This window comes from Pseudomonas sp. Y5-11 (assembly GCF_022368695.1).
GTDB classification, from domain to species: Bacteria; Pseudomonadota; Gammaproteobacteria; order Pseudomonadales; family Pseudomonadaceae; genus Aquipseudomonas; species Aquipseudomonas parakoreensis.
In genome coordinates this window covers 6,435,589-6,457,596 of sequence record NZ_CP058974.1, presented here as the reverse complement: position 1 = coordinate 6,457,596, position 22,008 = coordinate 6,435,589, and the positions used below count along the sequence as shown (strand labels likewise).

Genomic DNA, 22,008 nt, shown 5'->3' with positions numbered 1-22,008 from the left:
CCTACAGGGAGTTCAGTTAAGTCCTGGAGTCCAGGTGACCCCAAACATCCAGACTCGACCCTCCTCGCGATAGCCATACTGGCTGCCGTCATAGCTGTAATTCGCCCGGCTGTAGCCTTTGTCGAAAACGTTATCGACCTTCAGATCCAGCGTGATCTCGCGGTTCAGCGCCCAACTGCTGCGCAAGCCGAACAAGGCGTAGCCACCCAGCGGGTTTTCATTTTTCAGGTCGTCATAACTGTTGCTGACAGTCTGCCAACTCGCACCGACGCCGATCTGGTCAAACTGGCGATCCATATCCCAGCTCAATGTGCGCCGCGCACGACGCGCCAGAGTGTGCCCGGTATCACGATCGCGCGGGTCGATAATCGCCACACCGAGATTGCTCTGCCAGCCGAACAGTTCCTGTTTCAGCGCGGCTTCGAAACCATTGATCCGCGCCGAGGCCACGTTCTCAGGGCGCGAGTTGCTGCCGAAGATGATCGCGTCTTGCAGATCCGTGCGGTAGATCGACGCTTCCAGCCGACTGCTATCGTCCAACTGACTGCGCCATTGCAGTTCGTAGCTTTTCGAGGTTTCCGGTTTCAGATCCGGGTTGCTGAAGTCCGGGTAGTACAGGTCGTTGAAGGTCGGCGCGCGGAAGCCTTCGCTGTAGCTCAGCAGCAGATCGTTGTCCGGGTTCAGCGGCAGGGTAAAGGTGCCGCTCCAGGTGTTCTGGCTGCCAAACTGCTGATTGTCGTCGTGACGCAGACCCAGTTCGGTGGAGAAGCTGTCGGCCTGATAGCGATGCTGGATGAACGCGGCGCGGTTCCAGCGGCTGTCTTCGTTGAATGCGGTGCTGCTGTTGACCCGGTCCTCGTACCAGTCGCCGCCGAGGATCAGGCTGTTGCGCGCATCCAGAGTCAGGTCGTTCTGCCAGTTCACCGAGTCGCGATAGGTATTGAACACCGTGCGCTCGTCGCTGAGCTTGTCGAAGGTTTTCTCGCGGTTCTCGCTGTGACCGAATTCGACGCGGGTTTTCCAGGTTTCGTTGAACCGTGCATCGACGTAGCTGCTGACACTGCTGACGTTGAAGTCGCTGTAGGGCTGCTGTTGCACCGATTCGAAGGTGGACGTATCGAAGCGGCCAAACGGATTGTCAAACTCGCTCTTGCCACGGTTATCCAGCAGGTTGGCGCCGACTTCAATGTCATCGGCCAGCGCATGGCTGAGGCTCAGGCTGACGGATTTATTGCGATAGGCATCATGATCGCCGTCGCTGGGATAGGACTCGTGAGTGCGGTCGAGACCGGCGGTGTCATCGAGGCTGGCGCCAAGGTTGAAGCGGGTCTTCTCGTCGCCACCGGACAGGCCGAGGCTGCGTTCCCAGGTCTGGTTGCTGCCGAAGCCGACGTGCAAGCGCGGCTGCAGGCCTTGCTCGTTGCCGCGCCGGGTGAAGATCTGAATCACCCCGCCAATCGCATCGCTGCCGTAAATCACCGAACGCGAACCGCGCAGCACTTCCACACGTTCGATCTGATCGATGTTCAGGTGCTGCAGGTTGCTGTCGCCGGAGGTCGAACTGCCGATGCGCTGGCCATCGACCAGCACCAGACTCTGCGCCGACTGGGTGCCACGAATGTAGATCCCCGGCAGGCTGCCGCGCCCGCCTGCCTGCGCCACTTGCACGCCCGGCACCCGTTGCAGCAAGTCGGTGACGCTGCCCGGTTGCAGGCGGTCGATGTCTTCGCGGGTGAACACCGTGTTGGCGGCGCTGCTGTCGTTGCGCGCTTCGACCTGGCGGTTTGCACTGATCAGCGTGTCCGGCAGTTTCAGGGCCTGATCGCGTTCGAAGGTGTCGGCGAGAGTGCTGGCGGTCGGTAACAGGAAGAAGGGCAGGGCGAGGCGCGAGAGGTTCATGGACGTTCCACTGGTGTTTCAGGTGTACACAAATCAAATGTGGGAGCGAGCCTGCTCGCGAATGCGGTGGATCAGTCAGTATTACTTTGACTGACAATCCGCATTCGCGAGCAGGCTCGCTCCCACAAGGGTATTGCGTTTATTTGTCGAGTAAAGCCAGACGCTCGCGTATCGACGCTTCGATTCCCACTTCATCCAGCCCGCACTCGGCCAGCATTTGCGCCGGTTTGGCGTGCTCGACGTAAATGTCCGGCAAGCCCAGGTGCAGCATCGACCTGAGGATGTTCTCGCGCGCCAGGAATTCGCTGACCGCACCACCGGCGCCGCCCATGATCGCGTTCTCTTCAATGGTCACCAGCAGCTCGTGGCTGCCGGCGACCTCGCGTACCAGCGCTTCATCCAGCGGCTTGACGAAGCGCATGTCGACAACGGTCGCATCCAGCTTCTCGGCGACTTTCAGCGCTTCGGTCAGTTGCACGCCGAACACCAGCAGAGCGACTTTGCTGCCCTGACGACGAACAATGCCCTTGCCGATCTCGATCGGCTCGAGGTCTTTGTCGATGGTCGCATTCGGGCCGGTGCCGCGTGGGTAACGCACCGCCGCCGGGCCGTTGTACAGGTGGCCGGTGGTGAGCATCTTGCGCAGTTCGTTTTCATCGCTCGGGGTCATGATGACCATGCCCGGGATGCAGCGCAGGTACGACAGGTCGAAGCTGCCGGCGTGGGTCGGGCCGTCTTCGCCCACCAGGCCGGCGCGGTCGATGGCGAACAGCACGTCGAGGTTCTGCACCGCGACGTCGTGCACCAACTGGTCGTAGCCGCGTTGCAGGAATGTCGAGTAGATCGCCACCACCGGTTTGGCACCTTCGCAGGCCATGCCGGCGGCGAACGTCACGGCGTGCTGTTCGGCAATTGCCACGTCGAAATAGCGCAGCGGGAAACGTTCGCTGAACGCCACCAGGTCCGAGCCTTCCTTCATCGCCGGGGTGATCCCGACCAGACGCGGGTCAGCCGCCGCCATGTCGCACAGCCACTCGCCGAACACCGTCGAATACTTCGGCCCACCGGCCTTTTTCGGCGCGGCGGCCGGAGCGTCGACCGGTTCGAGCTTGGTGATCGCGTGGTAACCGATCGGGTCGACTTCCGCCGGAGCGAAGCCTTTGCCTTTCTTGGTGACGATGTGCAGGAACTGCGGGCCTTTCAGATCGCGCATGTTGCGCAGGGTGGCGATCAGGGTCGGCAGGTCGTGGCCGTCGATCGGGCCAATGTAGTTCCAGCCCAGCTCTTCGAACAGGGTGCCGGGAACCAGCATGCCCTTGGCGTATTCTTCGGTGCGACGGGCGATTTCCCAGGCGCCGGGCAGGCGCGACAGGACTTTCTTGCTGCCCTCACGCATGCTTGCGTAGGTGCGGCTGGAAAGGATCTTCGCCAGATAATTCGACAGGCCACCGACGTTGCGCGAGATCGACATGTCGTTGTCGTTGAGGATCACCAGCATGTTGGCGTTGACTTCCGGCGCGTGGTTCAGCGCTTCGAAGGCCATGCCGGCGGTCAGCGCGCCGTCACCGATCACCGCAATCGCCTTGCGCTCGCTGTTTTGCAGGCGGGCGGCAATCGCCATGCCCAGCGCTGCGCTGATCGAGGTGCTGGAGTGGCCGACGCCAAAGGTGTCGTACTCGCTCTCGGCGCGACGCGGGAAGGCCGCGATGCCGTCCTTCTGGCGCAAGGTTTCCATGCGCTGGCGACGACCGGTGAGGATCTTGTGCGGATACGCCTGATGCCCGACGTCCCACACCAGCCGGTCATCCGGGGTGTCGAACACGTAATGCAGCGCGATGGTCAGCTCGATGACGCCCAGGCCGGCACCGAAATGCCCACCGGTCTGGCCGACCGTGTAGAGCAATTCCAGGCGCAACTCATCGGCCAGGGTTTCCAGCTCGGCTTCGCCTAACCGGCGCAGGCCGTCCGGCGTGTTCGCGCGGTCGAGCAGGGGCGTGGTCGGGCGCTTGCGGGGAATCTCATGAAACGTCGTGGGCATCAGGCGAATCGTTATAGGTATAAAAGATGCGGCAGTTTACCTGATGCATCGCCCCCTGCCCACGCGTTGGTCTTTTTTGGCGGATTAGCCGTCAGTTGCGCCGCTCGACAATATACCGGGCCAGGTCGCGCAAAGGCTCGGCGGCCGCGTCAAACGGTCGCAGCGCTTGCAGGGCTTGATCGCGCAGCTCAAGGGCATAGGCTTTGGCCGCCTCCAGCCCTAGCAGGGCCGGGTAGGTCGGCTTGTCGCGGGCGATGTCGGCGCCCTGGCGCTTGCCGAGGGTCTCGGTATCGCTTTCGACGTCGAGAATGTCGTCCTGCACCTGAAAGGCTAGACCGATGGCCTGTGCATAAGTCTGCAGGGCCTTGAGTTCATCCTGCTCGGCACGGCCGCTGGCCAGAGCGCCGAGTTTGACGCTGACCTCGATCAGCGCGCCGGTCTTGTGCCGGTGCATCTGCTCCAGCGCTTGTTGATCGAGCTTCAGACCGACCGAACCGAGGTCGATGGCCTGACCGCCGACCATGCCCGCCGGGCCTGCGGCGTGCGCCAGCGCCGTGACCTGTTGCAGGCGGATGTCGGCATCCAGATTGCTCAGGCGCGGATCGAGCAGGGCGCTGAAGGCCAGACTCTGCAGGCCGTCACCGGCGAGGATCGCGCAGGCTTCGTCGAATCTCTTGTGGGTGGTGGGCTGGCCGCGACGCAGATCGTCGTCGTCCATCGCCGGCAAATCGTCGTGCACCAGCGAATAAGCGTGGATCAGCTCAACCGCGCAGGCCGCGCCGTTGGCTTGCTCAGCCTTGCCGCCCAGCGCTTCGCACGCGGCGTAGGCCAGCAGCGGACGCACGCGCTTGCCGCCGATCATCACGCTGTAGTGCATCGCCTCATACAGGCGCGACAGTTCCGGCAGCGGTGCCTTGAAGAGCATTTCCAGTGCCGCATTGACTCGTGCCTGGCTGGTCGCCGAATACGCCGCAATCATTCTGGCTGGTCCGCGTCGAAGGGTTCCTCGGCGAGTTCGCCATCGCGCTCCAGCAGCACTTGCACTTTCTGCTCGGCCTGGGCCAGCGCTGCCTGGCAGTCACGGGTCAGACCGATGCCCTGCTCGAAAGCGGTCAGCGAGTCTTCCAGCGACAATTCACCGTTCTCCAGACGCTCGACCAGTGTTTGCAGGTCGGCGAGGGACTGTTCGAAATCCAGTGCAGCTTTTTTGCGGGCCATGGCGGCGATTTCCGGTTGACGTTAAACCGGCGCGACACTAGCAGATAGGGGGTTTATGGGCAAATGAGCGGGGCTTTCGTAAGCCCTCGCCAATGGGGCAGCGGTTCAATTGGAGGAATTGTCCGGGTAGGTGATTTTGTATCGCGTGCTCCGTCCGCCTCCGGGCATTCGCTGCAGACAACCCTTTTCCAGCAGTTCCGCCAGATGTCGCGTCGCCGTGGCTTTGGAGACCTTGGCAACCGCCTGATACTGCGCCGCGCTGATACCGTGTTCGAACCCGCGCTCTCCACCGTCGAGCAAACGATTGAGTACTTTGATCTGCTCCACCAAAAGCTCGGATTCACGGTGCGCCTGCCAAAACCGGGTTTTACCCAGCACACTTTCGATCCGCGCGATGGCTTGCTGCAGACTGCGTAAAAGCGTCTGCAGAAACCACGTGAGCCACTGGGTGACATCCAGTGTGGCTTTTTGACTGGCCTCAAGCACTCGGTAATAGCCGCTTCGGTCATCGAGGATGCTGGCCGACATCGCGTAAAACCGGATGGCCTGTGCTTCGCCTTGCGCCAGCGCCAGATCGGTGATGGTCCGCGTCAGGCGTCCGTTGCCGTCATCAAACGGATGCAGCGTGACAAACCAGAAATGCGCGATGCCGGCCCGCAGCAACGGATCCAGCGCTGTTTGATGCTGGCTGGCCTCGAACCAGGCAAGAAACCTGTCGAGCTGCCGCTCGAGACCTTGGCGCGGTGGCGCCTCGAAATGCACAGTAGGGCGGTCGAGACGACCGGAAACTACCTGCATCGGTTCGTCACCGCGAAGCGCACCGACATGCATCGACCTTGCGGTAAAGTCGCTTTCCTGATCCGGAAACAGCCATCGATGCCATTCCAGTAATCGCTCCAGCGTCAGTGGTTCAGCGAAGCGCCGGGTGGCGTCGAGCATCAGTTGCGCCAGGCCTTCGCTGCGTTGGCTGACTTTATCGCCGTCGGGCAATTCCAGCCCCAGGCGTCGAGCCAATGACGAACGCACTGAGCCGACATTCAACTGCTCGCCTTCAATCGCCGAGGAGGTCACGATGTTTTGCAGCAGTGCGTCGAGTTCGGTCTGAGCGCTCAGGGAGTTGCCAACAGATCCGGCCATGCCCATCAATTGGCCTTGTGCCTGCACGCACTCGCGCAACAGGGGTGCCAGACGTTCGGCCTGCCAGTTGAAATCAGGCCAGTCAGGTTGTTGCCAGATCCATTGAGTCGTCATCGGTTATTGCCTGTAATAGGGCTGTGAGCCGAATAGAATCGCTATTCGGCTCATTTGGTGAGCCGAATATGACGGCTATTCGGCTCACCGTCCACTTTACGGCGTGATTCTCGCCGCAAATCCACATGTATCCGATTGTTAAAAAACTGCCGAATCGCTAATCTTCGCGCCTTCTACGACCCGCTAGTCACGGGGTCTTTCAGACGAAACGCAGTTTCCACCGCTGTGAAGTACCGAGGATCGGGTGCAAGGTTTCGTTCAGGCATGGCAGGAGGCATTACATGCGTTCATTTCTTTGGCTGCTGATCGGTTGGGCTTGCGCGCCTGCGCTGCTGGCGGCGCCGACTGCCGAGCTGTCAGAGCCGTCCGGTGGCTGGCGTTATCACGGCCTGCTTGATCGCAGTGAAAACCCGCAAGTCGCCTATCCCACCCCGCCAATCGATCGTGGCATCCAGCGCAATCGCACGATGATCCAGGGCCAGCTCAAGGCTATCGGTCATCAGCGCGGGCCGCATACGCTGGCGGTCAACGGCAATCCATTGAATCTGTACACCGACGATGACGGGCGTTTCGCCCGGCCTTATGCGTTTGGCGCCGGCTCCAACAGTGTCGAAGTGCGCAGTGCCGAGGGGCAGTCGCTCAAGCGTGTGCAGTTCTATGAAGCGAACAACTTGCGCACCCCGGCGAAAATCCGCGTGGTGCTCGGCTGGGATGATCCCAAGGCCGAGCTCGACCTGCACATCATTACCCCGGACGGCCAGCATGCGTTTTTCGCCCACACGGCGTTGACCAACGGCGGCGGTCTGGATCCGGATGGCGTCGATGGCCCCGGCCCGGAAATGTTCACCATGACCGCGCCGCTGCATGGCACCTATCTGGTTTACGTCAACTATTGGGGCAACTTCGGCGACGGCGGCTATAACTTCGAGGAGGCCAGCAATCAGAACGAGGTCATTACCTCGCAAATCACGCTGGTGCTCAACGAAAACACGGTCGACGAAAAACGCGAAACATTCATCGTGCCCCTGCGGGCGATCGGTGATCTGCTGCTGGTCAAGACTTTCAACTATTAAGCATCCCGCTCCACGGATGAACTTCGGGTTTTGTGAACATGAGTGATAACGCTGCTTCTCCGGCCGTCCCGACTCCCGCCGGCCAACCTTCCCGGCGCTGGCCGGCGCTGCTGATCGGCCTGGCCCTGGTGGCTGGAGCAGCCGGTGGTCTTGGCTGGCTGCTGCACAAGCCCAAGGTGCCGGCGGCGGCATTGGCCAGCGACAAGCTCGGTCTGAGCCGTCCGGATGCGCTGCTGGAAACCCGCTCCCTGAGCCAGTTGCCCAAGGACCTGCTGACGGTGCCGTTCCTGAAGGCCACGCTCACCGAAGATTTCGTCTTCTATTACGAAACCCACGCCGACCGTCTCGGCCTGATCGGCAGCCTGCGGCGGATCATTTACGAGCACGACCTGAAGCTGCAGGACAGCCTGATCGAACAGCTTTTCGACCAACCGGCCGATGTAGCGTTGTGGCGCGGTGCCGACGGCCGGCTCAAGGATTTCCTGCTGGTGATGGATCGCGGCGGGTTGGCGAAGCTGCTTGAACCGTTGGCGAAAGTCGCGCTGGACGATGCGCAGCTCAGCGTGTTCGCCAGCCTCAAGGTCGGCGGTGACGAAGTGCCGCTGTACCAGCTCAGCTACAACGCCAGCAAATCACTGCTGTTCGCGTCGCGTGGCGACAAACTGGTGGTGCTGTCCAACCCGAACAAATATTACGACCCGGCCAATGGCGAATCGGAAGAGTCCGGGCACGTCTCGCCGCAGGCGCTGGCCGCGCTGCTCAACGGCGACAAACTGTTCCCCGAGGCCTTCGGTCTGCCGGCCAGGGCGCCGGAGATCAAACAGCGTCTGTCGGTCAATTCCAGCGTCCTTGCGATGGGCTATCAGCGCTTCATCCCGAACTTCGCCGGGCTGCGTTTCGACATGGACGACAAAGGCTGGCACAGCTATCTCGCCATGGATGAGCTGGATAACCAGCCGGACTTCGATTTCAAACCGGTGTGGCAAGCCATGCCGCTGGGCGCCAGTGCCTGCGTGACCTTGCCGGTGGCGGCGGAACCGCAGAAACCGCTGCTGGTGAAACTCGGCGCCGACGAAGCCGTGGCGCAGAAACTCACCGAGCACGTCGCCGGTGCGGCAGGCCTGTGCTGGTACGCCGATTCGCGGTTGTACACGCCGTTGCTGGTCGCCAGTCTGAAGGATGAGGACAGCAGCAAGCTCGATGGCGACCTGGGCACGTTGTTCGGTTCGATGGTGGGCGCCTACGAGTCGAATGTCGATGAACACGCGTTCCCGGTGGTCGAAAAGCAGGAAGGCCAGAACCATGTCTGGCAGCGTCAGGTCAGCTCCAACTTCGGTCCGTACGCCGCCAAGACTGCCGAGAACCCGGACGCGATCAGCGGCCGCGCTTTCATGAAAGTCAGCCTCGCGCGTCACGGTTCGACGCTGCTGTTCTCCCTCGACGACAAACTGGTCGACAAGGCCCTTGGCACCCTCGACAAGCGCTTCCCGCCGATGGCTGACGTGCTGCCGAAAGATGTGTTGATGCCGATCTACTTCGGCCCGGATTCGATGGCGCAACTGATGCAGCAGGAAACCCTCGACAGCCTGCCGCAGGACATGGAGCCGGTGTTCTACAACGCCGCGCAAACCTACCTGATCCCGAAACTGCGCACCCTCGGCGGTATGGGCAAATACGCCCTGACCTTGCCCGAAGGCAGCGAGCCAGACGGCCACTGGCAATGGCTGCCGCTGGAATGGAAAGCGCTGTGACGGCATTGATCCGCAGCCTCGGCCTGCTCGCGCTGTTGCTCTGCGCCAGTGCCCGAGCCATCGAAACGCCTGCGCTGGATCCGGCGCAGTCCCAGGTATTCCGCGCCTGGTTCGTGCGCATCGCTCAGGAGCAACTGAGCCAGGGCCCGAGCCCGCGCTGGTATCAGCAGGACTGCGCAGGCCTCGTGCGTTTTGCCGCCAACGAAGCGCTGAAGGTCCACGACGACAAATGGCTGCGCAGCAATGGCCTGTCCAATCGCTACCTGCCGCCGGAACTGTCGCTCAGCGATGAGCAGCGCAAGCTCGCCCAGCAATGGCAGCAGGGCGGCGGCAAGGTCGGGCCGTACGTCAACGCGATCAAACTGATTCAGTTCAATAGCCATCTGGTCAGCCGCGACGTGTCCCAGGCACGCCCCGGCGACCTGATGTTTTTCGATCAGGGCGACGACCAGCACCTGATGATCTGGATGGGCCGCTACATCGCCTATCACACCGGCACGACCACCCCCACTGACAACGGCATGCGTTCGGCAAGCCTGCAGCAACTCATGACATGGAAGGACACCCGATGGATACCCGACGCAGCCAACCCCAACTTCATCGGCGTCTATCGACTGAACTTTCTCTCCCAATGACCGGTGCCCGCATGCTGCGACTCTGCGCTCGAATTCCTCTGCTGCTGGCGCTGTTGCTGCCATTGGCGACCGTCAACGCTGAAGATTCGGTGGAGCCGAGTGGCTACACGCCAGTCGCCGGTGAAAGCTTCTTCCTGCTGGCCGACAGCAGTTTCGCCGCCGACGAGCAGGCGATGGTGCGTCTCGAAGCCCCCGGTCGCGACTACCGCCGTTTCCGCATGGAGCCGTATGGCGGCGCCGACATTCGCGTGTACCGCATCGACAAACCGCTGGATTTCCTCAAGCGCCAGAAGAACCTGCACCGGGTGGTCAGCGACGGCCAATTCAAGGGCGAAGGCCTGTCCAACACCCTCGCGTACCTGTGGGACAACTGGTACCGCAAATCGCGGCGGGTGATGCAGCGCGCGTTCTCCTACGAGTCGCGCAAGCAGGTCACCGAGGAAGTGCCGGAGCTGAAGATGGGCACCGCCATCGCTGCGCCGACGCCGTACGACGCGCAGCCGCAATTCGCCTTGATTCCGGGCCTGCCGGTGGTCAGCCAGTTCCGTTATCCGCTGTGGCAGGCCAAGCCGATCCAGCCGCCGGCCGGGGTCAATCTGGCCGGGTCGTCCAGCGAGTTCGTCAGCGTTGCGCCGGGTAACGTGTACATCCCGTTGGGCAACCTGAAGCCGGGTCTGTACCTGGTCGAAGCGCTGATCGGCAAGTACCGCGCGACCACCATGGTCTTCGTTTCCAACACCGTGGCGGTGAGCAAGATTGCCGGCGATGAATTGCTGGTCTGGGCCGCGCGCAAACACGAAGGCAGTTCGGTGCCGAAGGTCAATGTGCTGTGGACTGACGGCCTCGGCGTGATGAGCAGCGGTGCCACTGATGCCGATGGTTTGCTGCGCCTGAAACACGTCAGCCCCGAGCGTTCGTTCGTCATTGGCGAGGACGAAGAGGGCGGGGTGTTCGTCTCGGAAAACTTCTATTACGACAGCGAAATCTACGACACCAAACTCTATGCGTTCACCGACCGACCGCTGTATCGCCCGGGTGATTGGGTGTCGCTGAAAATCGTCGGTCGCGAATTCAAGAATGCGCGGGATTCGGTATTGCCGGGTGCGGCTGACGTAACGGTCAGCGTACTGGATGCCACCGGCACCGAGCTGCAGCACCTCGACCTGAAACTCGATTCCAAGGCCGGTACACAAGGCCGGTTCCAGTTGCCGGACAACGCCGTGGCCGGTGGTTACGAGATCCGCTTCAACTACAAGGATCAGGCCTACAGCAGCGCTTTCCGTGTGGCCGAATACATCAAGCCGCACTTCGAAATTTCGCTGAATCTGGCCAAGCAGGATTACCGCACTGGTGAGCCGGTGAAGGGCAGTCTGGTGCTGCTGTACCCGGACGGCAAACCAGTGGCCAACGCCAAACTGAGCCTGAGCCTGCGTGCCCAACAACTGTCGATGGTCGACAACGAGTTGCAATACCTCGGGCAATTCCCGGTGGAGCTGACCAGCACCGAACTGACCACCGACAGCAAGGGCAACGCGACCCTCGACCTGCCGGCCGCAGACAAACCGAGCCGCTACATGCTCACCGTGTTTGCCAGTGATGGCGCGGCGTATCGGGTCAAGACCACCAAGGAAATCCTCATCGACCGTGGCGCCGCGAGCTTCCGCCTGAGCGCGCCGCAACGCTTCAGCGCGGTCAACGACAAAGTTGCGTTCCGCTACGTCAACGAGGGCGGCAGCGAGCAGAGCAGAGCCATGACCCCGAGCAGCTACAGCTGGGTGCGTCTGGAAGACCAGAGTACCGGCGAAGGCAAACTGGCGGCGACCGACAAGGGCTTCAACATTGCCTTCGAGCGTCCGGGTACTTACAACCTGACGCTGAAAGATCAACACGGTCGGGTCATCGGCGCCACCGGTCATTCGGTTACGGGGGAGGGTGTCAAAGCGGTGCCGGGCACTGTGGAAATCGTCCTCGACAAGCCTGAGTACAAGGCTGGCGATGAAGCGCTGGCGCTGATCACCTTCCCGGAGCCGGTCAACGATGCCCTGCTGTCGCTGGAACGCGACAAAGTCGAAGCCACCGCGCTGCTGGCCAAGGGCGGCGACTGGCTGAAGCTGGAAAAACTCAGCGACACCCAATACCGCGCGCGGATTCCGGTGAAAGACAATTTCGCGCCGAACCTGACCTTCTCGGTGCTGTACACCAAGGGCGGGCAGTACAGCTTCCAGAACGCCGGGATCAAGGTGGTCGCACCGCAAATCGACGTGGCGATCAGCACCGACAAAGCGGTGTATCAGCCGGGCGACACCGTCACCGTCGACCTGACCACGCAGTTCGCCGGCAAAGCGGTACCGGCGCACCTGACCGTCAGCGTGGTCGATGAAATGGTCTACGCGCTGCAACCGGAAGTCGCGCCGACCATCGACCAGTTCTTCTACCACCCACGGCGCAACAACGTGCGCACCAGCGCCAGCCTGTCGTTCATCAGTTACGACGTGGCGTTGCCGGGCAGCCCCGGCGCGCCGGGCAAGGCCAACCGCAGCGAACGCGGGGTGAAAGTGCTGGAGCGTCCGCGTCGTGAAGACGTCGACACCGCCGCATGGCAGCCAGAGTTGTTGACCGGTGCTGACGGCAAAACCCGCTTCACCTTCAAGATGCCGGACTCGCTGACCCGCTGGCGCATCACCGCGCGGGCCATCGCCGATGACGGTCAGGTCGGACAGAAGAAGCAGTTTGTTCGTTCGGAAAAACCGCTGTACCTGAAGTGGAGCGGGCCGAGCAAATTCCGCAAGGGCGATCAGCCACAACTCGGTGTATTCGCTTTCAGCCAGGCCGAGAAACCGGTCAAGGCTGAGCTGGTCAGCCATTACGCCGGCGCCGAACAACGCCTGCCGGTGACGCTGAACAACGGCATCAACTATGTGCCGCTGCCAGCGTTCGCCCTGGCCTCGGGTGAGTGGACTGCCGAACTGGTACAGGACGGCAAAACCGCTGACGCCCTCGCCGTGCGCCTGAGTGCGACGGGTGACGGCTGGCAAGTCACGCAAACCCAGAGCCTCGACGTGGCCAGCGGCGACACACCGTTGAGTTTGCCAGCAGATGCCACCGATATTCGCCTGCGTCTGGATGACAGTCCGCAAGCGCTGTTCCGTTCCGCGCTCGATGATCTGCTGAGCTACCCGTACGGTGGCGTCGAGCAGACCGCCAGCCGCTTGCTGCCGCTGAGCATTGCTTATCCGTCGCTGGCGTCGAACCCGCAGATCCGCGATCGACTGCGCCTGATCATGCAGAACAGCCGCCTGCGTCTGGTGCAGATGGCCGGACCGTCGGCGAGCTTTACATGGTGGGGCTTTGACGGTGAGCCGGACGCCTTCCTCACTGCTTACGCTTACTACGCCGACTGGAACGCCAGTCAGGTGCTGGAACTGACTTTGCCGCCGGAGCATTGGCAGCGGGTGCTGGAGGTCTACGCCAAGCAAGCGCCGAACACGCCATTGCTGCAGCGGGCGCTGATTCTGTCGTTCGCCAGGCAGATGCATCTGCCAGTGAACACCTTGCTCAGCGGTTTGATGGACGATCTGGCCAAGGCCGGTGAGGGCAACGCCGAAACCCTGATGGACGACGGTGAAGACAGCCTGGTGATGAGCGATCCGGATTCGGCGCTAGGGCTGGCGGCGGCGCGGGTATTGACTGCGGCGCTGGCGACCCAGTCGAAAGTCGCGTTGCCGGAGGCGTTCAATCGACAGGTCGGTGCGGCGCAACAGCGTCTGGCGGTGAGTTCGCAGCCGTTTGCCGAAGCGCTGAATTTGTCGCTGCAAGCGTTCGATCAGGCCCGCGCGACGGCGTTGCTGCAACGTCTGTTGCCACAGCAATCGACCCTCGAACGCGCCCTGGCGCTGAGCTGGTTGCAACGCAGCATCGCTCAGGCGTCGCCGACCATCGCGCTGATGCCGGGTGAAGGCTGGAAGAAAAACTACGGCACCACCGGCGAGATGTACTGGACCTGGCAGGGTGCGACGCCGGTGCCGAGCGTGTTGTCGGTGTCCGGCACTCAGGAGCGTCCGCTGCGCGCGGCGTTGAGCTTCCAGACCCAGCAACCGGCGGTCGATCCAATGGCCGTGACGATCACCCGGCGTCTGTCGCGACTGGTGCCGGGCGACGAAGCGTTCACCTTCAAACTGGAGCCGGTCGGCGCTAAACCGCTGTCCAGCGACAGCCTGTACCTGGACGAAGTGATCCTCACCAGCAAGGCGCCGAAACCGCTGCGCTACGGCATGCTTGAAGTGCCGCTGCCACCGGGCGCCGATGTCGAACGCACCACCTGGGGCATCAAGTTGCAGGGCAAGGACGGCACCGAGCCGACCGCGCTGGAGAAGGCGCGCTTCGAGCCGGGGCAACTGGCCTACGCGGTGCCGGTGGATGCGCTGAGCGGCGAATTGCGTTTGCGCCATCTGGTGCGCTTCTCGCAGAAGGGCCAGTTCAACTTGCCGCCGGTGCGTTTCACTCAGGTCTACGCGCCGCAGCATCAGGCCCGGGAAGCGAAAGCCGCCCTCGGTCAGGTCACGGTCAACTGACATGAACCGGCCGCTGCTGTGGCTGCTGATGTGTGTGATGCCTGCGCTGGCGACGGCGCAGGATGAGCCGCTGCGGCTGGCGTACAAGGGTGAGTTGCTGTCGTTGAATCACACGCAACTGATCGCTCGCGAGCCGTTGCCGCCGACGCTGGAGACGCCGCTGGGCAGCCTGTGGAAATTGTTCGTCTACGCGTGGCTGGTGGATACCGGTGCCCGCGAGCCGGCGTATGAGTGTCGCGGACAGTCGAAGGACGAGGTTTATTGCTGTTCGGCGGGCGGCAGGATCGAGCGTGATCAGGCGTTGGTGAAATCCTGCGGCTTGTACTTCGAGCCGGCGCGGCTGGGCATTGCTGCTGCCGATTGGCGTACGTATTGGCAGGCGCGTCAGGCGCCGGCGTGGTTGCTGGATTTGCCAACCGTGCAACCGGCTACCCGGGTTTCCGTGGCTGATTTGCTGAAAGTGTTGTCGTTGCTGCCGGCACAGGAGCAGATGCGCCGCGTGTTGCTCGACGTCGTGCTGAACGCGGCGGACGGCAATGTCGTTGGTGAGTTGGGTGGTCGCCTGCGGGTAAAGACCTGGAGCTGGCTCGGCGATCAGGATCCGCAGTCGCGCCAGGGTGGTTTCGCCGGTTGGACGGCGGACGGCTCGCCGATCTGGGCCGGTGGGCGTGGCACCAGTCAGATGGTTTTGCGCCATTACGGGCAGGCGTTGGCGACGGTGTTGCCTGCTTCCTGGCCGGCGGAAGCGGGGCGTTGTGTTGAGGTCGGACTGTTCTCGCGCTATCCGCTTTCGCGAGTCATGTCGGGTGAGCGCGTTGCTGGTTCCGGGCCTTTGCAGGGCGACTACCGCGTCGAATTCGCCAACGGCAATGCGCTGGATATCCACAGTTCCGGCGAACTGTTTCTGCTCAACGACAAACTGGTCGCCAGACTTGATCGCGAAGAGTACGTCGCCCGAGTCCTTGAGCGCGAAGCCAAACCTGAACCCGCCGAAGCGGCTAAAGCCTTGGCCGTGGCGATCCGCACCTATCTGCTGCAAAACGCCACGCGCAACGGCGATTGCCTGAACATCGACGACAGCAGCAACCGTCAGCGCGTCGCTCCGCGCCCGGCCTCCGCCGAGTCGCGCAACATCGCGGCGTGGACCGCGGATCTGGTGCTGGCCGGCAGCACCGTCACCTATCACTCCGATCAACCCGGCCCGGACAAACTCGCCTGGCAACAGGCCGTCGAGCAGGCCGACGCCGGCCAGCGCTACGACGCGATTCTGCTACACGCCTATCCGCGCGCCAGCCTCAGCCGTTGGGACAATCCGGTGGCCTCCTGTGAAGCACTGCCTGCCGCCCAGGACTGGCTGCAAAAGCAGCGTCGCGGCTGGCGTCCCACACTGGAAAGCGAAACCGGCTACAACGAAGTCAGCACCTTCGCGGTGTGCAAACTGGCGTTCGGCCGCCCGTTTGTCGATCGCGAACGCCAGCGCATTTATGTGCGCGGCGTGCTCACGCTGCAGGATCGCCTCGATCTGACTCACGAATACCTGCACCTGGCCTTTGAAGCACATCCCAACGGCCAGGATGAAACCTACATCGAAGGGCTCGCCCGTCACCTCTTGCTGGAATAGACCATGACACTCCGTTATCCACAGGTCTTGCTGTTGCTCTGCGCGTTCAATGCATGGCCGATGGCGATGGCCGCCGACAGCGTCAAACTCGACACCCCGGTCGGCGGCTGGCGCACCGGCGCGCCCGAGGGCGAAGGCGAAAACTTCCGCCAGACCGTCAACTACCCGGCCTCGTCGGTCAACACCCCGGTCGGCCAGGCCAACACCGCGCGCATCAGCGGCGAAATCAAAGCCACCCCCAAGAACAAGGAGCCCGGCCGGTTGATCGTCAATGGTGTCAGCATGCCGCTGAAAATCGACGACAGCGGCCGCTTCGACCGTCCGTTCTCCTTCCCCAACGGCAGCAACAGCGTCGAAGTGCGCAGCCCCGACGGCCAGCAACGCCATCGCACGCAGTTCCTCAACGCCAGCGGCGGCGCGACTCCGGCCAAACTGCGCGTGTTGCTGTCGTGGGACAGCGACGGTACCGACCTCGACCTGCACCTGATCACCCCCGACGGCGCGCACATCTGGTACGGCGATCGAGTCGCGCCCAATGGCGCGGCGCTCGACGTCGACGTCACTACCGGCTACGGCCCGGAAATATTCGCCATGCCGGCACCGATCAAGGGCCAGTATCTGGTGTATGTGAACTACTTCGGCGGTGGTTATCGCGGGGATGATGAAGGCGGGGAAGAGGCGGTGCAGCCGCTGACCACGGCGCAGGTGTCGGTGATTACCGAGGAAGGCACGCCGAGCGAGAAGATGGAGACGTTTGTGGTGCCGATGCGGGCGGTGGGGGAGTTGACGTTGGTGAAGTCGTTCAGTTATCCCTGAGCAGGTACCTGCTCAGGGTTGCACTAGAAACCGGGCGGAATATAACCGGGCACGAACGGCACGTTGATGCACTTGCCGTGAATGATCTTTCCATCCTCGATCCTGAACAGCACGATCTTTTTCGCCTTATTGACGGTGGCTTCGAGTTTGCAGTCGGAACTGTGGCCGACCGTCTGGTAATACTCGGTGTAAACCATGCCGTTACCGGTGTGATTCATTGATGTACCGGCCGCTTCCGTGGTGGTCCAACTGGACGATTTATACCAGGTGAGCACAGCCAGATTCTCGCCGTTGGCCCCGGTCTGTTTTTTCATCGAGTCGGGTTTGCCAAACAGATCGAGCGCTTCCTGAACATCGCGTCCTTCCCAGCGCGACTGCGCAATCAGGTGGCAGCCATTGATCAGTAAAACCGCGGGCGCTATCAGCAGCGCCAATAATGTTTTAGTCCATGGGTTCATCGTGATTCCCGCCGCTTATTTGTTGCCCAGGATCGAGTCGAGGTTATCCATCATCTGGCCTTTCTCCTGAATCGGCGCCAGTTTGAAGAACATCTGCTGCATACCCTGAATCATCTGCAGGTACTCCATCTTGCCCAGCGCAATCATGTCCTTTTTATTGGGTGAGCAAACAAACTCGCTGGTGCGCTGCACCCAGAACTCCTTCGGCTGCTGCCATTGGTCATTAACTTTCAGGTTGCGCATCATGTAGGCGATGCGATCAACCGACTGGCCATTGAGCATTCGGACCTTATTCGTCGAACACTGAACTTCAAGGTTGTAGGCATCGATCATCGGTTTGCCGGGTTCTTCATACACCAGTGTCACGGCGACCAACTTGGCCCCCTTGGTGTGCTTCGACGGCACGACTGAAGTGCTGTCGGCGACATACATGATGTTCTTGTGGGGAATACCGTTGCCGTAAATGATCCACCAGTCACCAACAAGCTTCGGCTTGTCCGCCAAGGCTGAAGTGGTAGCGGTCAGGAGTGCGGTCAGCAGAACAACGGATTGATTGAGTTTGAAAAACGACGACATGGTGTTGCTCCATTCCTTGGCGCTTTTGTAATGCACAAAAACAGAATGGAAATTTAGTGGTGAGGTTGGGCGCGGGGCAATTAGGGCGGATGTGCTAATGGCTTATTGCGATGCCTGTTTGTTCCACTCCTTTAAAGCACGACGATCGAATTCAAGACTATACGTCATCCAGACTTACCTTGACTCGTTGAGGGGAAGCGAGACGTTCGCTAACAACGGCAATGAGCGCTTCATCTTCTTCGCTGATAAGTGCGGTCTTGAACGGCAGTTTTCCCCGCTCAGCAACGTATTGAAGTGTTTGGCGCAGAAGCTCTGAAGGTGTGACGTCGAGCTTTTCCAACTCGGCGAAGGAGCGTTGTTTCAGCTCATCATCAATGCGGATCTTGATGGAGGCCATGATGCAATACCTGTAATGACGTTTGTCGTTACGGTAGCAGGGGCACCGAACCAGGCAAATGGGAATTCAGGTTTCAGACGGTAGGCCTGGCTTTCTTTCAGGCATTAAAAAGCCGGCTTGTGGCCGGCTTCTCGGGGACTGGCTTGGTTTATTTTTGGTAAACCGCGTCAGCCTTCAAAACGTACACCCGGATCTGCGTCCGGCTGTGGGACTTGGTCAGACGTTGGTCTGCCGCGTCAGGCGTCATCTGGGCCGCGGGAGCGGGGCGATGCGCAAATGTGGGGCGCAGGATACTGAGTTTTGTCGGGGATTCCCAGTCTCAAGTGCGGAATAGAGCCACTGCGGGGGGCAAAATTCGTCATTTGTACTGATTTTCGGGGCCTCTTCGCGAGCAGGCTCGCTCCCACAGGTGTAGGTGCAGGGTCGAAGGTCCGTATCCGATCAGAGAAACGGCACCACCGGCCGGCGTTTGCCCAGGGTCGACCACCAGAATACCCAGCCCAGGATATGGATTCGTTGCTCTTCGATCTGCGCGGCGCGAAAGATTTCGTCCGGGTGTTCGGCGCTGTTATGGCTGCGCAGGCGCAGGGCATTGCCGGGCATGCGGTGCAGGTATTTGATGCGCAGCATGCCGTCGTGTTCGATGGCGTAGATTTCGCCATCGACGACTTGGGTCAGGCCGCGGTCGATGCCGACGATAGAGCCGTCTTCGATGCGCTCGGCCATGCTGTTGCCGATCATGTGTGCGCAGATGGCGTCGGTGTGGCGGATTTCCAGTTGATCGAGGTGGGCGCGGGGCAGGCGGATGGTTTGTTCGGGGTCGAGGATGACGTGGGTTTTGCCGGCGCCGTTGGTGATCGGCGTTTCCTTGAAAAACGGCAGTTCGATGTCCCTGGGGTCGATGACGGTGTAGACGCCGCAGATGGCCTCGGCATCAAAGGTGTCGCCGTTGCTGGCAGGCGTCTGCAGGCGCGGTAACTCCTTGCTGCCTTCGCCGGTCTTCAGCCACTCGCTGTTGACCGAGAGCAGGCGCGAGACTTCCTCCATGCGATACGCCGGGACACCCCGGGTGTACCAGTTATGAATGTTTTGGGCTTCCGTGCCCCAGAACTTTGCGAATCCCGTGGTGGTGATGTTCGCTGCTTCCAGGAGTGCCTTGAATCTTGGACCGCTAGTGTTCTTTCTCATAAACACCGAGTCTACGGCCGTGCCAGAGCGGTTTGAATAAACCGGGTGTTCAAAAAAAGGCTGTATTTTGCGACTGGATGTAAGACGTACTTGTGGGAAATCACTCACATCGAAACTTTTCTGTAGTCCGTGATAAACACACTGTTTAAAACGCCATTGCTCAGGCACAAAAAACCCCGGATCAACCGGGGTTTTCTTCAGGCATCTTGCAGTCAGCAGGTGCTTAGCCCTTGTAGGCAGCAACCGACTTGTTGATCGCTTCGCGAGCGGCGTCAGCGCCAGCCCAGCCTTCGATCTTGACCCACTTGCCTTTTTCGAGATCTTTGTAGTTCGCGAAGAAGTGCTCGATCTGCTGGATCAGCAGCGGTGGCAGGTCGGTGTATTCCTTCACGTCGACGTACAGCTGGGACAGCTTGTCGTGTGGCACTGCGATGACTTTGGCATCGCCGCCGCCGTCGTCGGTCATGTTCAGGATGCCGACTGGACGCGCGCGGATCACCGAGCCTGGAGCAACCGGGTAAGGGGTCACAACCAGCACGTCGAGGGGATCACCGTCGTCAGCCAGGGTGTTCGGGATGTAACCGTAGTTGGCCGGGTAGAACATTGGGGTGGCCATGAAACGGTCAACGAACAGGCAATCGCTGTCTTTGTCGATTTCGTATTTGATCGGCGCGTGGTTGGCCGGGATCTCGATCGCGACGTAGATGTCGTTCGGCAGGTCTTTGCCAGCCGGAATCTTGCTGTAGCTCATTGGGCGTTGCCCCCGTAGTTGACCAAAAACACTTGGCCGGATTGACCAAAAAGTGGCGGCGATTATAGGCATATTCCTACGTCGACGCCACGTACCAGAAGTCGTGCAGCGCTTACGCGTGCGCCTGATAGACCGGGTCTGTGGCCTGAAGTTGCCGCAGTCTGCCCAACGGATCCTGCCGGTAGAAAAGCTGCAGTTGCAAGTAGACCTGTGGATAAGCCGCGTGCAGCAGATCCGGGGCGCTGAAAAAGTATTCGCTGGTGACCGCGAAGAACTCCGCCGGGTTTTCGGCGGCGTACGGGTCGATGGCGGTTTCGGCGTCGGGGTTGCGGTCGAGCTGGCGGTTGAGGTCATCGTAGGCGTGTTGCATGACCTCGGCCCAGTCGCTGACGCGCATGTCGGCGTGCAGCGGCGGCAGGCCGTTGGCGTCGCCGTTGAGCATGTCGAGTTTGTGCGCCAGTTCGTGGATCACCAGGTTGTAGCCTTCCCAGCCACCACTGGCCATCACCCCCGGCCAGGCGAGGATGATCGGGCCCTGTTGCCAGGCTTCGCCGCTGTGTTCACCGTCCCACTCGTGCTCGACACCGCTGGCATCGCGATGCCGTTGCGGGCTGAGAAAGTCATCGGGATAAAGGACGATTTCGTGGAAACCCTGATACCAGTTCAAGTCGCCGAGATTGAGCAGCGGCAACTGGGCCTGGGCGGCGAGCAGCAGGCGTTGTTCCTGATGCAATTCGACACCGGGCAGGGCGGTCAGGTGTTTTTCTTCGAGGAACAGGACGCAGGCTTCACGCAACCACTGGTCTTCGGCGGCGCTGATGCCGTCGAGAAAACTCAGGTGATGACGCACCCGTTGCCACATCTCGTCGGCAATCGGGTGCCTGGCCAGAATGCGCCGGCGACGCCAGGCGCTCAGTGACCACATCGGATCAGTGGGTTTCGACTTTGGCGCCGCCGAAACGGCTGCGCACCACACCGATGATCATCGGTACCAGCGACAGCAGGATGATGGCGACCACCAGCAGCGACAGGTTCTTTTTGATGAACGGCACGTTGCCGAAGAAATAACCCAGGGTCACCAGACCGCCGACCCACAGCACGGTGCCGAACACGCTGAACGCGAAGAAACGCGGATAAGGCATTTTCCCGACGCCGGCGACGAACGGTGCAAACGTGCGGATGATCGGCAGGAAGCGCGCCAGGGTCACGGTTTTGCCGCCGTGCCTGTCGTAGAAATCGTGGGTTTTTTGCAGGTAATCGCGACGGAAGATTTTCGAATTCGGGTTGCTGAACAGTTTTTCGCCCGCCGTTCGGCCAATCACGTAGTTGGTGCTGTCGCCGAGGATCGCCGCGAGCATCAACAGACCGCCCAATAGCACCGGATCCATGCCACCGCCCGCCGCCACGGCACCGGCGATGAACAGCAGCGAATCACCCGGCAGGAACGGCATCACCACCAGACCGGTTTCGCAGAAGATGACCGCGAACAGAATCGCGTAGATCCACGGCCCGTAGTTGGTGACCAGCAAATCGAGGTACACATCGAGATGCAGGATAAGGTCGAGCGGGTTGAAATCCATGGGGGCACCTGTGGTAACGGCCCGACTCGGCAGGCCTGTGCGGATGATTCGGGTGTAAGCCTACAGCGGGGTGTAGTTTTTCTTACAAGCCGGAAAGCTCGGGATTATACGGTCTGAGAGGTGAAAAGCGCGTTGGTTTTGTAGCGAGGGATGTCGGGGGGTGAATAAATGTCAGGCAGACTTCG

General features: G+C 61.2%; 18 protein-coding genes. 6 read left to right on the top strand and 12 right to left on the bottom strand.

Features of this window, described 5'->3' with window-relative positions:
- Window positions 1-12: 12 nt before the first annotated feature.
- The 5 genes from HXW87_RS29075 to HXW87_RS29055 all read right to left on the bottom strand — a co-directional run bounded on the left by HXW87_RS29075 (window position 13) and on the right by HXW87_RS29055 (window position 6,406).
- Complete coding sequence (locus tag HXW87_RS29075) at window positions 13-1,899, bottom strand: TonB-dependent receptor (RefSeq protein WP_239778256.1); 1,887 nt, start codon at window positions 1,897-1,899, stop codon at window positions 13-15.
- Window positions 1,900-2,038: 139 nt separating this feature from the next.
- Entirely contained in the window at window positions 2,039-3,937 is a 1,899-nt protein-coding gene (gene dxs / locus HXW87_RS29070; RefSeq protein ID WP_239778255.1) for a 1-deoxy-D-xylulose-5-phosphate synthase, read from the bottom strand.
- 91 nt (window positions 3,938-4,028) lie between these two features.
- Complete coding sequence (gene ispA, locus HXW87_RS29065; RefSeq protein WP_239778254.1) at window positions 4,029-4,916, bottom strand: (2E,6E)-farnesyl diphosphate synthase; 888 nt, start codon at window positions 4,914-4,916, stop codon at window positions 4,029-4,031.
- Window positions 4,913-5,155: an exodeoxyribonuclease VII small subunit gene (locus tag HXW87_RS29060; protein WP_007894317.1), complete on the bottom strand. Its 243-nt coding sequence runs from the start codon at window positions 5,153-5,155 to the stop codon at window positions 4,913-4,915. Before HXW87_RS29060 ends, ispA begins: the two co-directional genes overlap by 4 nt.
- 105 nt (window positions 5,156-5,260) lie before the next feature.
- Entirely contained in the window at window positions 5,261-6,406 is a 1,146-nt protein-coding gene (locus HXW87_RS29055; RefSeq protein ID WP_095668207.1) for a Fic family protein, read from the bottom strand.
- Between the two features lie 281 nt (window positions 6,407-6,687).
- On the opposite strand from HXW87_RS29055, the gene HXW87_RS29050 reads away from it, so the two are divergent.
- From HXW87_RS29050 to HXW87_RS29025, 6 genes are read left to right on the top strand one after another with little or no spacing between them, the layout of a single operon-like run.
- Window positions 6,688-7,479, top strand: coding sequence for a DUF2135 domain-containing protein (locus HXW87_RS29050; RefSeq protein ID WP_047296857.1), 792 nt, complete (start codon window positions 6,688-6,690; stop codon window positions 7,477-7,479).
- Between the two features lie 38 nt (window positions 7,480-7,517).
- Window positions 7,518-9,230 (top strand): DUF2138 domain-containing protein, encoded by a 1,713-nt coding sequence (locus HXW87_RS29045; RefSeq protein WP_182402632.1) that lies wholly within the window; start codon window positions 7,518-7,520, stop codon window positions 9,228-9,230.
- Window positions 9,215-9,865, top strand: a complete 651-nt coding sequence (locus HXW87_RS29040) for a DUF1175 family protein (RefSeq protein WP_239779195.1) — start codon at window positions 9,215-9,217, stop codon at window positions 9,863-9,865. The genes HXW87_RS29045 and HXW87_RS29040 overlap by 16 nt, the downstream gene beginning before the upstream one ends.
- Complete coding sequence (locus HXW87_RS29035; RefSeq protein WP_239778253.1) at window positions 9,862-14,436, top strand: alpha-2-macroglobulin; 4,575 nt, start codon at window positions 9,862-9,864, stop codon at window positions 14,434-14,436. Before HXW87_RS29040 ends, HXW87_RS29035 begins: the two co-directional genes overlap by 4 nt.
- Window position 14,437: 1 nt before the next feature.
- A complete protein-coding gene (locus HXW87_RS29030; RefSeq protein WP_239778252.1) occupies window positions 14,438-16,057 on the top strand; it encodes a DUF2300 domain-containing protein in 1,620 nt (539 codons plus the stop codon).
- 3 nt (window positions 16,058-16,060) lie between these two features.
- Window positions 16,061-16,873, top strand: coding sequence for a DUF2135 domain-containing protein (locus HXW87_RS29025; RefSeq protein WP_239778251.1), 813 nt, complete (start codon window positions 16,061-16,063; stop codon window positions 16,871-16,873).
- A gap of 23 nt (window positions 16,874-16,896) precedes the next feature.
- On the opposite strand, the gene HXW87_RS29020 is transcribed toward HXW87_RS29025, so the two are convergent.
- The 7 genes from HXW87_RS29020 to HXW87_RS28990 all read right to left on the bottom strand — a co-directional run bounded on the left by HXW87_RS29020 (window position 16,897) and on the right by HXW87_RS28990 (window position 21,823).
- Window positions 16,897-17,331 (bottom strand): hypothetical protein, encoded by a 435-nt coding sequence (locus HXW87_RS29020; protein WP_345773056.1) that lies wholly within the window; start codon window positions 17,329-17,331, stop codon window positions 16,897-16,899.
- Window positions 17,332-17,346: 15 nt separating this feature from the next.
- The gene (locus HXW87_RS29015) at window positions 17,347-17,907 is read right to left on the bottom strand and encodes a hypothetical protein (RefSeq protein ID WP_239778249.1); all 561 of its coding nucleotides are present in this window, start codon (window positions 17,905-17,907) and stop codon (window positions 17,347-17,349) included.
- A gap of 157 nt (window positions 17,908-18,064) precedes the next feature.
- A complete protein-coding gene (locus HXW87_RS29010) occupies window positions 18,065-18,304 on the bottom strand; it encodes a type II toxin-antitoxin system RelB/DinJ family antitoxin (RefSeq protein WP_239778248.1) in 240 nt (79 codons plus the stop codon).
- A 441-nt stretch (window positions 18,305-18,745) separates the two neighbouring features.
- Window positions 18,746-19,492 carry a helix-turn-helix transcriptional regulator gene (locus HXW87_RS29005; protein WP_047296837.1) on the bottom strand — a complete coding sequence of 249 codons (747 nt, stop codon included), beginning with the start codon at window positions 19,490-19,492 and terminating at the stop codon, window positions 18,746-18,748.
- A 223-nt stretch (window positions 19,493-19,715) separates the two neighbouring features.
- Window positions 19,716-20,243, bottom strand: a complete 528-nt coding sequence (gene ppa, locus HXW87_RS29000; RefSeq protein ID WP_239778247.1) for an inorganic diphosphatase — start codon at window positions 20,241-20,243, stop codon at window positions 19,716-19,718.
- Between the two features lie 112 nt (window positions 20,244-20,355).
- Complete coding sequence (locus HXW87_RS28995) at window positions 20,356-21,168, bottom strand: zinc-dependent peptidase (RefSeq protein ID WP_047296836.1); 813 nt, start codon at window positions 21,166-21,168, stop codon at window positions 20,356-20,358.
- A 4-nt stretch (window positions 21,169-21,172) separates the two neighbouring features.
- Window positions 21,173-21,823, bottom strand: a complete 651-nt coding sequence (locus tag HXW87_RS28990; RefSeq protein WP_041064947.1) for a DedA family protein — start codon at window positions 21,821-21,823, stop codon at window positions 21,173-21,175.
- Between the last annotated feature and the right edge of the window lie 185 nt (window positions 21,824-22,008).